The sequence below is a fragment of the Pseudomonas sivasensis genome, from assembly GCF_021391435.1.
GTDB lineage: Bacteria > Pseudomonadota > Gammaproteobacteria > Pseudomonadales > Pseudomonadaceae > Aquipseudomonas > Aquipseudomonas sivasensis.
The window spans coordinates 6,028,436-6,040,363 of the sequence record NZ_CP090029.1 but is presented as its reverse complement, the minus strand read 5'-3'; the positions used below and the strand labels follow the sequence as shown (position 1 = coordinate 6,040,363).

Annotated in this window: 9 protein-coding genes; 3 read left to right on the top strand and 6 right to left on the bottom strand. The window is 60.8% G+C overall.

Going from position 1 to position 11,928, the window contains the following annotated elements:
* Nucleotides 1-35: 35 nt before the first annotated feature.
* The gene (locus LRO94_RS27560; RefSeq protein ID WP_032884303.1) at nucleotides 36-518 is read right to left on the bottom strand and encodes a hypothetical protein; all 483 of its coding nucleotides are present in this window, start codon (nucleotides 516-518) and stop codon (nucleotides 36-38) included.
* Between the two features lie 343 nt (nucleotides 519-861).
* Here LRO94_RS27560 and LRO94_RS27555 point away from each other — a divergent pair, with 343 nt between their 5' ends.
* Both LRO94_RS27555 and LRO94_RS27550 read left to right on the top strand, forming a co-directional pair.
* Nucleotides 862-3,249 carry a TonB-dependent receptor plug domain-containing protein gene (locus tag LRO94_RS27555; RefSeq protein ID WP_032884301.1) on the top strand — a complete coding sequence of 796 codons (2,388 nt, stop codon included), beginning with the start codon at nucleotides 862-864 and terminating at the stop codon, nucleotides 3,247-3,249.
* Nucleotides 3,250-3,276: 27 nt separating this feature from the next.
* Entirely contained in the window at nucleotides 3,277-3,930 is a 654-nt protein-coding gene (locus LRO94_RS27550) for a gamma-glutamylcyclotransferase (RefSeq protein WP_032884300.1), read from the top strand.
* Here the strand turns inward: LRO94_RS27550 and glpT are convergent.
* Nucleotides 3,927-5,264 (bottom strand): glycerol-3-phosphate transporter, encoded by a 1,338-nt coding sequence (gene glpT / locus LRO94_RS27545; protein ID WP_032884299.1) that lies wholly within the window; start codon nucleotides 5,262-5,264, stop codon nucleotides 3,927-3,929. The two genes, LRO94_RS27550 and glpT, sit on opposite strands and share 4 nt — an antisense overlap.
* Before the next feature lie 289 nt (nucleotides 5,265-5,553).
* Complete coding sequence (locus LRO94_RS27540; protein ID WP_122681940.1) at nucleotides 5,554-6,531, bottom strand: NADPH:quinone oxidoreductase family protein; 978 nt, start codon at nucleotides 6,529-6,531, stop codon at nucleotides 5,554-5,556.
* Between the two features lie 150 nt (nucleotides 6,532-6,681).
* Here LRO94_RS27540 and LRO94_RS27535 point away from each other — a divergent pair, with 150 nt between their 5' ends.
* Nucleotides 6,682-7,089, top strand: a complete 408-nt coding sequence (locus tag LRO94_RS27535) for a flagellar basal body-associated protein FliL (protein ID WP_032884296.1) — start codon at nucleotides 6,682-6,684, stop codon at nucleotides 7,087-7,089.
* Nucleotides 7,090-7,106: 17 nt separating this feature from the next.
* Here LRO94_RS27535 and LRO94_RS27530 read toward each other — a convergent pair whose 3' ends face one another.
* The 3 genes from LRO94_RS27530 to LRO94_RS27520 are packed head-to-tail and all read right to left on the bottom strand — an operon-like array spanning nucleotide 7,107 to nucleotide 11,904.
* Complete coding sequence (locus LRO94_RS27530) at nucleotides 7,107-8,225, bottom strand: ABC transporter permease (RefSeq protein ID WP_179179758.1); 1,119 nt, start codon at nucleotides 8,223-8,225, stop codon at nucleotides 7,107-7,109.
* On the bottom strand, nucleotides 8,225-10,942 hold the full coding sequence (gene rbbA, locus LRO94_RS27525) for a ribosome-associated ATPase/putative transporter RbbA (protein ID WP_179179759.1): 2,718 nt from the start codon (nucleotides 10,940-10,942) through the stop codon (nucleotides 8,225-8,227). The genes LRO94_RS27530 and rbbA overlap by 1 nt, the downstream gene beginning before the upstream one ends.
* Nucleotides 10,939-11,904 (bottom strand): HlyD family secretion protein, encoded by a 966-nt coding sequence (locus tag LRO94_RS27520; protein WP_095185174.1) that lies wholly within the window; start codon nucleotides 11,902-11,904, stop codon nucleotides 10,939-10,941. The genes rbbA and LRO94_RS27520 overlap by 4 nt, the downstream gene beginning before the upstream one ends.
* Between the last annotated feature and the right edge of the window lie 24 nt (nucleotides 11,905-11,928).

Here is an 11,928-nt window from a genome sequence, read left to right as displayed (position 1 = left end):
GCCTGCTCATCACAAAAGCCCCGCTCAGTGCTCGCTTAGAAGCGCACGCCGGTCGTCACCATCGCCGCATTGAACCCCAACAACACCAACTCCGCCGCTACCGGCCCGTAATGGGTGCCTACCGACGGAATAATCACCGGCGCCACACCGAAACGGTTCAATGGGATCTTGTCGCGGTACTTGCCGCGATAGCCCTGGATCGCCCCGCCCGTGACCTTCAGGTACACCGGATAGTCGGTCATGTCATAGCGCTTGCCCGCGTAGGCGTAGTACGAGCGCTGGCGGAACGAGTTGCGAAAGGTTGCCCCGCCATACACCAACCCTGAGGCTTCATTGCGCTCCAGGCCAATCAGGTCTTGGTTGTTGTTGTGGTCCTTGTCCGGCGCGAAGTGCCGAGTGTAGACGCTGGTCTGCGCGTACCAGAAGCCCTTGTCGTCTTCGGTGACGGGCGATTCGCCAGCTAGCGCGGTGGTGGCCTGGGCCAGCAATAACAGGCCAGGCAGTCGAAAATTCTTCATGGGTGCGACCTCGGTAGTCGGTTTGATGGGCGGCTAAGTGGGTCGTGATGTGCACCCTATTTTGACGGCTTGGCGCGTGCCCAGGCTGAACCGGGGCTGAAAGTAACGGGATCGCTACGGATAATCCTGACGGAGGGGCCTCTGGGCTTATGCATTCTCTTATTCCTTAAAGGTATTTAATTTGTTACATGAATATCTTTAAGCTATATCGCAACGGACTACCGATTTTCTGCCAATCACCAACAACTGACCGCCACCGCCCGCCAGCCGGATCGATCGTATGAGCTCAGAGCACTGACGTTCTGATGTTTGATTACTGATTCATAAGGGAAAGGGGAGCGGTATGGGGAGCTACAAGAAACACGCGCTGTACTCGGCGATTTTGTCGGCCAATTTGCTGACCGCTGTGAGCTTCAATCCAGTCTTTGCGGCCGAAACGTCCGCCACCGATGCACCCAAACTCGACACCGTGATTGTCACCGGCACCCGCGCTCAGGAGCGTACGGCCAGTGCTTCACTGTCACCCATCGATGTGATTTCCGGTGACAGTCTGCGCAGCACCGGCTCCGATGAGCTGGGCGCAGTGCTGGCGCGCCTTATTCCATCAATCAATTTCCCACGCCCAAGCCTGGTGGACGGCGCCGAATTGGTGCGGCCTGCACAGTTGCGCGGCCTGTCACCTGATCAGGTGCTGGTGCTGGTCAACGGCAAGCGCCGCCACACCAGTGCCTTCGTCAACCTGGGCGGCGCAGTGGGCCGTGGGTCGGCACCGGCGGACCTGAATGCGATCCCGCTGTCGGCGGTGGACCATATCGAAGTGCTGCGAGACGGTGCTTCCGCGCGCTACGGCTCGGATGCGATTGCCGGGGTGATCAACGTGATCCTCAAGCACGCTGACCATGGCGGCTCGATCTCCACCAAGTTCGGCGAATACAAGAAGGGCGACGGCATCCAGCGCAATGTCAGCGGCAACACCGGCCTGGCATTGGGCGACAACGGCTTTATCAACCTGTCGGCCGAAGGGGCTGACAACGACTACACCAACCGCGCCGGTGATGACTACCGCACCGGAAGCGTCGGCTCTACCACCTATGGCCAGCGCGTGTTCCGCCAAGGTGAGCCGGCCACCAATGAAGGCAAGTTCCAGTTCAACTCCGAATATTCCTTCAACGACGCGGCCGAGTTCTACACCTTCGGCGGTTACAGCAAGCGGCGTGGCGAGACGGCGGCGTTCTACCGCGCGAGCAATGCGTCCAACAACATCCCGGCGCTCAACCCCAACGGTTACCTGCCGCTGATCAAGGGCAACCTTGAAGACACGTCGTTGGTGGTAGGCCTGCGTGGCTTGCTGGCGTACGACTGGCATTACGACCTGTCGGCCAACTACGGCAAGAACCAGTACGCACTCAGCACTGAAACCATCAACACCTCTCTGGGCCTGGCGACACCGCGCAAGTTCGACAACGGCACCCTGAGCAACGACCAGAAGCAAGTCAGCCTGGACCTGTCCCGCGAGTTCGACGTGGGCTGGCTGCCTTACCCGGTGTCCGTGGCGTTCGGCGGTGAATACCTGCATCAGGGTTATGAAATCGAGGCGGGCGAGCCAGCGTCCTACTTCCAGACCGGCAGCTCTGGGCTGGGCGGCTTCCGGGATGCCGACGCGGGCACCAGCTCTCGTCACAATTGGGCGCAGTATCTGGACCTGGAAACCAACTTCACCGAAAAACTCAGCGCCTCGGCCGCCGTGCGCCATGAGGACTACAGTGACTTTGGCTCCAATGTGAGCGGCTCGCTGTCAGCCCGTTATGACTTCACCCCGCAAGTGGCCTTGCGCGGCAGTGTATCCAACGGTTTCCGCGCGCCGTCCCTGGCCCAGCAGAACTTTGCCTACACCTCATCGCAGCTGATCGGCAGCACCATCCAGGAAGCCGGTACCTTCCCGGCCAACAGCCAGGTTGCGCGCTTGCTCGGTGCTGAAGACCTCAAGGCCGAGAAGTCGCGCAACTACAGCCTTGGTCTGGTACTGGAGCCGGCCGATGACCTGACGGTGACGGTGGATGTGTACCGTATCGACATTCGCGACCGTATCAGCCTGTCCTCCAACCTCGGCATAAACGCGGCGACGCGTGCCTACCTGCAGGCCAACGGCGTGGGCAACATTGATTACACCACCGCCCGCTACTTCACCAACGCCACCGACACCAGCACCGACGGCGTCGATCTGGTAGCCAACTATCGCTACCAATTCGATAGCGGTATCCGCTGGAACAGCACCGTGGGCTACAACTACAACCACACCAAAGTGACCGATGTGAAACCCAACCCGGCCATCCTCGATAGCCTTGGGGCGAACCTGGTGAGGGTGGACCGTCGCGAGCGCATCGGTTTGCTCGGCGATACCACGCCCCAGCACAAGCTGAGCCTGGGTAACGACTTCACCTACGGCAATTGGGCACTGCACAGCAATTTGGTGCGCTATGGTGAGTTCACCAGCTACCAGGCGGACAAGGTCAACGACCAGACTTTCAAGGCCGCCTGGGTGCTGGATTTATCGGCTGACTACAAGCTGAAGAACTGGACCTTCACCTTGGGCGGCGACAACGTCACCGATAAATACCCAGAGAAGGTCAACGCCTTCGCCAGCAGTGGTGGCAATTTGGCCTATAGCACTTTTTCGCCGTACGGTTACAGCGGCGCGTTTTATTACGGTAAAGTTGCTTACAACTGGTAACACTCAGGAGGCGTACCGCTTTTCGCCATGACCGCCATAGAAACCGATCTTCAGCAGTTGGCTTACCCTCCGCGGCTCGATCTGGGGCCGCAACTCACTCACGAACAGTTAATGAGCTCGATGCAGGCCACCATGGGCCGGCATAAAGGTGGGCCGGTCTGGCTATTTGCGTACGGTTCGCTGATCTGGCGTCCTGAATGCTCGTCCTCCGAGCGGGTGCGGGCACGGGTCCACGGCTATCACCGCGGCCTGTACCTGTGGTCCCACGAGCATCGGGGCACGCCGGAAACGCCAGGGTTGGTGTTTGGGTTGGATCGCGGTGGCTCTTGCAGCGGGTTCGCTTACCGCTTGCCCGAAGATCAGTTGGAGGCCTCGCTTTACGCCTTGTGGCAGCGCGAGATGCCTTACCCGTCCTACCGGCCGCACTGGCTCAGCTGCCGTCTTGAGGATGGCAGTCAGGTGCAGGCGTTGGGGTTTGTCCTGGAGAGGCACTTGCCCAGCTATGCTGGCAACTTGCCGGATATCGTGCTCAACCATGTGCTGCAAAGCGCTTGCGGGCGTTACGGCACTACTCGCGATTATGTCGAGCAGACCGTAAACGCCCTGCGTAGCCACGCCATGCCAGATAAGAATCTGGAGGCGCGGCTCAAGCGTTGTGCAAAGGGTTGCTCTGGCGATTAACGCGCCGAGCTGACGCTGTTGGTGTGCCACAGCGTTGGGATCAGGAACGCGATAGCCAGCAGGCACGCACCGATCAGCAGTACGAAACCACCGTCCCAGCCGAAGTGGTCCACGGTGTAGCCCATTGCCGCACTGGCTGCCACCGAACCGCCCAGATAACCGAACAGACCGGTGAAGCCCGCGGCCGTACCGGCGGCTTTCTTGGGTGCCAACTCCAGGGCCTGCAGGCCGATCAGCATCACCGGGCCGTAGATCAGGAAACCGATGGAGAACAGCGCAATCATGTCGACCATCGGGTTGCCCGGCGGATTGAGCCAGTACACCAGGGTTGCCACGGTCACCAGCGCCATGAACACCACGCCCGTCAGGCCACGGTTGCCACGGAAGATCTTGTCCGACATCCAGCCGCACAGCAGCGTGCCTGGAATGCCTGCCCACTCGTAGAAGAAATACGCCCAGGACGTTTTATCCACGTCGAAGTGCTTGGCTTCCTTCAGATAAGTTGGCGCCCAGTCCAGCACGCCGTAGCGCAACAGGTAGACGAACACGTTGGCGAAGGCGATGTACCACAGCATTTTGTTGCGCAGCACGTATTTGACGAAGATTTCCTTGGCGCTGAATTCTTCCTCATGGCTGGCGTCGTAGCCTTCGGGATAGTCGTTCTTGTATTTCTCGATGGGCGGCAGGCCAACCGATTGCGGTGTGTCGCGCATGGTGATGAAGGCAAAGGCCGCTACCGCCAAGGCCACAGTGGCCGGCACATAGAAAGCTGCGTGCCAGTCGTTGAACCACGCCATGCCCAGCAGGAACAGCGGACCGATCAGGCCGCCACCGACGTTGTGCGCCACGTTCCACACCGACACTACACCGCCGCGCTCTTTCTGCGACCACCAGTGCACCATCGTCCGCCCACTTGGCGGCCAGCCCATGCCCTGGGCCCAGCCGTTGATGAACAGCAGAATGAACATCATGGTCACGCTGGACGTTGCCCAAGGTGCGAACCCGAAAATGAACATCACACCCGCCGATATCAGCAGGCCGAAAGGCAGGAAGTAGCGTGGGTTGGAACGGTCGGACACCAGGCCCATGAGGAACTTGGACAGGCCGTAGGCAATGGCGATGGCCGACATCGCCAAGCCCAGTTGACCACGGGTGTAACCCTCGTCGATCAGGTAGGGCATGGCCAGGGAGAAGTTTTTACGCAGCAGGTAATAACCGGCGTAACCGAAGAAAATACCGGCGAAGATCTGCCAGCGCAGTCGTCGGTAGGTACTGTCTATTTTTTCTTCAGGCAGGGGCGCCTGATGCGCGGCAGGACGAAAGAAAGCAAACATTCAAGAGCTCCAAATTTCTTGTTTTGACTGCGGATGCGAATGTTACAGTTTCGTTACCGAAAATAGCATCGCTTCTCATGCACAAACACAGGAAATGGGAGCAATTGCATGTTCTTTTACGAACATGTCGTAAATGGATAAGTGTGGGTCGTTATCGATTTTATGATCGCAGGAGATCAAATGTGGGGGGGCTTGCCCCCGATAGCGGTAGGTCAGCCAGCTAATCTGAAGCTGACCCACTGCCATCGGGGGCAAGCCCCCTCCCACATTTGATTGCATTTCAGGTCGGTTAGCGGGTCTGGACGACGACCTTGCCGACAGCCTTGCGCTGGCCGAGGTCATTGATCGCCTGGGCGGCTTGGTCCAGTGGATACACCTGCGACACCAACGGCTTGAGCTTGCCCTCACCGTACCAAGTGAACAGTTGCTGGAAGTTCGCCGCATTGTCCTGCGGCTGGCGCTGGGCAAACGAGCCCCAGAACACCCCGACCACCGCTGCGCCCTTGAGCAAAGCCAGGTTCACCGGCAGCTCTGGAATACGCCCGCTGGCGAACCCAACCACCAGCAAACGCCCGTTCCAGGCGATGGCGCGGATGGCCTGGTCAAACAGGTCACCGCCCACCGGGTCGTAGATCACATCGGCGCCGTTGCCGTCGGTGAGGCGCTTGATCTCTTCTTTGAGGCTGGTTTCGCTGTAGTTGATCAGCTCATCGGCACCCGCGGCCTTGGCCACGGCGAGCTTGTCGGCGCTGCTGGCTGCGGCGATCACACGGGCGCCCATGGCCTTGCCGATTTCCACCGCGGCCAGGCCTACGCCGCCGGACGCACCCAGCACCAGCAAGGTTTCGCCAGGTTGCAGGTTGGCGCGTTGTTTGAGCGCATGCATCGAGGTGCCGTAGGTCATGCTGAAGGCGGCAGCGGTGTTGAAGTCCATGCTCGGCGGGATCGGTAGCACGTTATAGCCCGGCACCGCGACCTGCTCGGCAAAGCTGCCCCAGCCGGTGAGTGCCATGACCCGGTCGCCGACTTTCAAATGGCTGATCTTCTCACCCACTTCGCTGACCACGCCCGACGCCTCGCCACCCGGCGAAAACGGAAAGGGCGGCTTGAACTGGTACTTTCCCTCGATGATCAGGGTGTCCGGGAAGTTCACCCCCGCCGCGTGTACGTCCAGCAGGATTTCGTTCTTCTTGATCGCCGGGCTGGCGATTTCTTCCAGCACCAGGGTTTCGGCGGGGCCGAAGGCTTTGCACAGCACAGCTTTCATCGGGCTATTCCTTTTGGTGTCGTGGCCGATAAGTGTAGGAGGGTAGGCCCGTGGGTCAACGAGCATGCCCGGCCCTGATAAGCCGCCATAAGCTTGTGCTCTGCCTTGCTAGCGTTATGCTACCCGGCAACCGAATGTGAGGAATGAACTGTGAAAGCGTGGATCCTGTTGATGCTGGCCCTGACCTTGCCCATGGCTGCCCAGGCCGAAGAAGCCAAAGAAGGCGAGGCGCCGAAGGTCAGCTATATCAGCCTGAGCCCGCCGTTCGTGGGTAACTACGGCCTGGACGGCACGGCGAAACTCAAGGTGTTCAAGGCTGACATCGCCCTGCGCGTGACCGGTACCGAAGCCGCTGCTGCTGTCAAAGCCAACGATGCGTTGATTCGTAACCAGTTGGTGGCGCTGTTTACCCAGCAGACCAACGAGGCCATGAGCACCGTCGAAGGCAAGGAAAAACTGCGCCAGGAAGCCCTCAAGCAAACCCAGCAAGTGATGAACGACGAGACCGGCAAGCCGGTGGTGGAAGACCTGTTGTTCAACAACCTGATCATTCAGTAATCAGCCTGGCTGGCGGTTCAGGAAGCCAAACTCTTCCTGAACCGCACCAACGCCACCGAAAAAAACAACAATCCAATTGCCGCCAGCGCCAGCAAGTCCGGCCATACCACACTGACGCCCGCGTCCCGAAACAGGATCGCTGCACTCAGGCTCACAAAGTGCGTCGACGGCGAGCCCTGCATCACCCACTGCAACCACTCGGGCATGCTGTCCAGTGGCGTACTGCCGCCGGATAGCAACAGCATTGGGATAATCACCGGGATTGCCAGCAAGCCGAACTGCGGCGTCGAGCGGGCGAGGGTGGCGAGGAAGATTCCCAGTGCGGTGCTGGCAAACAGGTACAGCGCGGTCACGAATAGAAACAGGCCCATCGATCCCGCCAGGGGCACGTCGAGCAAGCCTTTGACCACCACCTCCAGCGACACCCAAGTACACACCACCACCACCAACATGTTGCTCCAGATTTTTGCCAGCATGATTTCCAGCGCGGTCAGCGGCAGCACCAGCAGATGGTCGAGGGTGCCGTGCTCTCGCTCACGCAACAGCGCGGTGCCGGTCAATACGATGGCGAGAATGGTGATGTTGTTGACGATCTGGATCACCGCCAGGAACCAGCCACCTTCCAGGTTGGTATTGAACAGTGCTCGTGTGGTCAGCAGCGCCGGGGATTTGCTGGCGGTATCGGTTTGGCCGCTGTAGCTCAGCAACTCCCGTTGGAAAATCCTGCCGATATAGCCCGCGCCCATGAACGCCTGGCTCATTGCCGTGGCATCGACGTTCACCTGCACGCCGGGCTGGCGACCCGCGAGCAGATCAGCCTGGAAGTTGGCCGGCACGTTGATCACGAAGGTGTACTGGCCGCTGTCCATCACCTTGTCCAATTGGTCGTAGGCCAGCGGCGCAGGCGCCTGGAATTCCGGCGGTTGCAGCGCCTCTGCCATCTGCCTGGAGAGCGCGCTGTGATCCTCGTCCACAAAGGCGACGCTGGCGTTGTGTACGCCAATTACCGATCCGGCGGCAGGCATATAGATGGCGACAGTGAAGGCGTAGAACAGGAACAGCAGCAATACGCTGTCGTGGCGCAGGCTGGTGAGTTCCTTGATGCCCAGGCGCAGGATATGAGTGAGCGTGTGCATCAGGCCTCCTGCTTCTTGAGCATGATCAGGCTTAGCCCGGTGAATCCGATGAAGAACCCGAACAGCGCCAGGCATTGCGGCCACAACTGGCGTAGGTCCAAAGCTTTGGTGAACGTGCCGACTGCGATATCCAGGAAGTGCCCGGCTGGAAACAGCGTGCCCATCAGTGCCGCCGCGCCTTCCAGAGAGGAGCGCGGCACGATCAGCCCGGAAAACTGGATGGTCGGCAGGCTGGTGATGATCATGGTGCCGAGGATCGCCGCGATTTGAGTACGGGTGAACGCGGAAATCAGCAGGCCCATGCTGGTGGTGGCCAGCACGTAAAGCAGTCCGCCAAAGGCCAACGTCAGGCCGCTGCCCTTGAACGGTACGCCAAACAGCCAGCGATTCATGGCCACCAGCAGCGCCAGGTTGATCAGGCTCGCGGCGATGTAGGGCGCCTGCTTGCCCAGCAGGAACTCCAGGCGCGTCAGTGGTGTGGCATAGAAGTTGGTGATCGAGCCCAGTTCTTTCTCGCGCACGATTCCCAGAGCCGTGAGCATCGCTGGGATAAACGCCAGGATCAGCGCCATCACCCCTGGGCCGATGGCATTCACGCTGACCACGTCCTGGTTATAGCGAAAGCGGGTTTCCAGCTTGGCGGCGGCCTGGGTGGTCTGCGGCAGGCTGCTCAGTTCGGCCAGTTGTTGCAGGTTGCCCTGGTGTACCGCTTCTACATAGTTGCGGCTGGTTTCCGCGCGAAACGGCATGCCGCCGTCGAGCCAGGCGGCGACTGTGGGTTGGCGGCCAGCGTAGAGGTCACGGCCAAACCCTGGCGGGATCTCCAGGGCCAGTTTGATTTCCGAGCGCTGCAGGCGCCGGTGCAACTCACTGGAATCCTGGATGGGCGCCTGTTCGGCGAAGTAGCGCGAGCTGCGGAAGGCTTCCAGATAGGCTCGGCTTTGGGGGCTTTGGTCCTGGTCGTAGACGGCAAAGGCGAGGTTTTCCACGTCCAGGGAAATGCCGTAGCCGAAGATCACCATCATGAACATCGCGCCGAGGAGGGCGAAGGCCATGCGCACTTTGTCGCGCAGTAGTTCTTTGCCTTCACGGCTGGCCACGGCCAACAGGCGAGAAAGGCTGAAGCCGCGTTTGCTCACGGGCGGCGCACTGATTTCGCTGACGGTTTTGGCCGGTGCGGCGGGTTCGGGTTCGCCTTGGGCCTGTTCCAGGCAGGTGACGAACGCGGCTTCCAGGGTGTCGCCGTGGAACTGCTGTTGCAGTGCCTCCGGTGTGTCGCAGGCCAGCACTTTGCCGGCGTGCATCAAGGAAATGCGGTCGCAGCGCTGGGCTTCGTTCATGAAGTGGGTGGACAGGAAGATGGTTACGCCTTGCTCCCGAGACAACTCGACCAGCAGCCGCCAGAAATCATCCCGAGCTGCCGGGTCGACGCCGGAAGTGGGTTCATCGAGGATCAGCACTTCCGGGCGATGCAGCACGGCCACTGCCAAAGACAAGCGCTGGCGCAGACCGAGGGGTAATTCGCCGGAGGGTTGCTCGGCTATCTTGCTCAGGTCAAAGCGTTGGATCAATTCATCGATGCGCGGCCCACTGTCTGCCTTGGGCAGGTCGAACAGTTGCGCGTGCAGCACCAGGTTCTGGCGCACGCTGAGCTCGCCGTACAGCGAGAAACTCTGGGACATGAAACCCACGCGCTTGCGGGTGGCCAGGTCCTTGGCGTTCACAGGGTTGCCCAGCAGTGTCGCGCTGCCTTCGGTGGCCGGCATCAGCCCGGTGAGGACCTTCATGGTGGTGGTCTTGCCGCAACCGTTGGAACCAAGGAAGCCGAAAATCTCGCCGCGACCAATAGCAAAGCTAACCTTGTTCACCGCCGTGAAATCACCGAAACGCAGGGTCAACTCGTGCGCTTCGATGGCGATATCGGCGTTGGCGTTTTCCCTTGGCGGGATCACCAGCGGCTGGTTGTCATGGGCGCCATCGCCCTGGAAGTGGGTGAAGGCCTCATCCAGTTTGCCGCTCGGCGTCGCTGCCGCCAGTTCGCGACTGAGACCGTCGGCGATCAGTTTGCCGCGGTCGAGCATCATGCAATGTTCGAACTGCTCGGCTTCCTCCATGTAGGCCGTGGCTACCAGCAGCGTCAGTTGCGGGCGTTCGCTGCGTACGGTTTCTACCAGCTCCCAGAAGCGTCGACGGGACAGCGGATCGACGCCGGTGGTGGGCTCATCAAGGATAAGCAGGTCCGGGTCGTGGATCAGCGCGCAGCACAGGCCGAGCTTCTGCTTCATGCCGCCGGAAAGTTTGCCGGCTGGGCGCTCGGCGAAGCGAGCCAGGTCGGTGGCCAGCAGCAGGTTGTGCATGCGCTGGTCGCAGTCGGCTTTGGACAGGCCGAACAGGGTGGCGAAGAAGCGGATGTTCTCGCTGATGGACAGCTCGGGGTACAGGTTGCCACCCAAACCCTGAGGCATGAAGGCAATGCGCGGGTACAGGCTGTTGCGGTGACGGCGATCCTGAATGGAGCCGCCGAGTACCTCCAATTGGCCGGCCTGGAGTTTCTTAACGCCGGCGATCAACCCCAACAAACTCGATTTTCCCGCACCATCCGGGCCGATCAGCCCGCAGCGTGTACCGGCGGGCAGGCTGAAGGCGATGTCGATCAGCGCCTGTTGTTTGCCGTAATGGTGGTTGATGCCTTTGGCGTGCAGCGCCAGGCCGGTCATTGCAGATTGGCCGGCCAGTCGATATCAGCTGTGCGCACATAGCCGGAGCCGGGCATGCCCGGTTTGGCTTGGGGCACGGCGCTCGGTTGAGTCAGGTGCAATTTGACGCGGAATACCAGTTTCTGGCGTTCGTCGCGAGTCTCCACTTCCTTGGGGGTGAACTGCGACTTGGCGGCGACAAAACTGATCTTGGCCGGCAACGGCTGCTGGGGCAGGGCGTCGAGCAGAATCCGCGCGTCACTGCCGACGGTCAGGCGTCCGGTCACGGAGGCGGGTAGATAGAGGTTCATGTACTGATCATTGGGGTCGATCAGCAGCAACACGCGCCCGCCCGCGCCAAGCACTTCACCCGGTTCGGCCAGGCGCAGTTGGATAATGCCGTCGATAGGCGCGCGCAGGCTGCTGTCGTCGATTTCACTGGTGAGCTGCGCGACCTGGGCTTGTGCGGCACCGATGGTGGCTTTTGCCGAATTGACCTGGGCCTGGGCGGCGGTCACGGCGGCGTTGCCGGTGTTCTGGCGGGCTTGCTGCTGGTCGATCAACTGGCCGCTGGCGAAGCCGCGTTTGTACAGCTCCTGGGTACGCTTGAGTTCCTGGTTGGCCAGCAGTTGTTCGCTCTGGCGCAGTTGCACGTTGGCCTCGGCGGCGGCGAAGTTCTCCTTGGCCCGCAGCACTTCGGCTTCGGCCTGGGCGCGCTGGGCTTCCAGCGTGCGGGTGTCCATGCGCGCCAGCAGTTGGCCCTTGAGGACCTTGTCGCCTTCGTCGACCCGCACTTCGGCCAGGCGCCCTGGGATCTTGGCGGCGATCTGCACTTCGGTGGATTCCAGGCGGCCATTGCCCATGCCCAGACCTTCGGGCAGACGGTCCTGGGTGGAGCGCCAGTAACCGAAGCCGCCGGCACCGAGCAACAACGCGATCAAGAGAACGGCAAACAGGTGGGAAGAGCGGGGTGTGGTCGACATGGGTGCATCCTGCGGCTTTAGCAT

Coding starts and splice junctions, on each gene's coding strand:
- LRO94_RS27560 (WP_032884303.1), bottom strand. CDS start 518: ATGAAGAATTTTCGACTGCCTGGCCTGTTATTGCTGGCCCAGGCCACC.
- LRO94_RS27555 (WP_032884301.1), top strand. CDS start 862: ATGGGGAGCTACAAGAAACACGCGCTGTACTCGGCGATTTTGTCGGCC.
- LRO94_RS27550 (WP_032884300.1), top strand. CDS start 3,277: ATGACCGCCATAGAAACCGATCTTCAGCAGTTGGCTTACCCTCCGCGG.
- glpT (WP_032884299.1), bottom strand. CDS start 5,264: ATGTTTGCTTTCTTTCGTCCTGCCGCGCATCAGGCGCCCCTGCCTGAA.
- LRO94_RS27540 (WP_122681940.1), bottom strand. CDS start 6,531: ATGAAAGCTGTGCTGTGCAAAGCCTTCGGCCCCGCCGAAACCCTGGTG.
- LRO94_RS27530 (WP_179179758.1), bottom strand. CDS start 8,225: ATGCACACGCTCACTCATATCCTGCGCCTGGGCATCAAGGAACTCACC.
- rbbA (WP_179179759.1), bottom strand. CDS start 10,942: ATGACCGGCCTGGCGCTGCACGCCAAAGGCATCAACCACCATTACGGC.
- LRO94_RS27520 (WP_095185174.1), bottom strand. CDS start 11,904: ATGTCGACCACACCCCGCTCTTCCCACCTGTTTGCCGTTCTCTTGATC.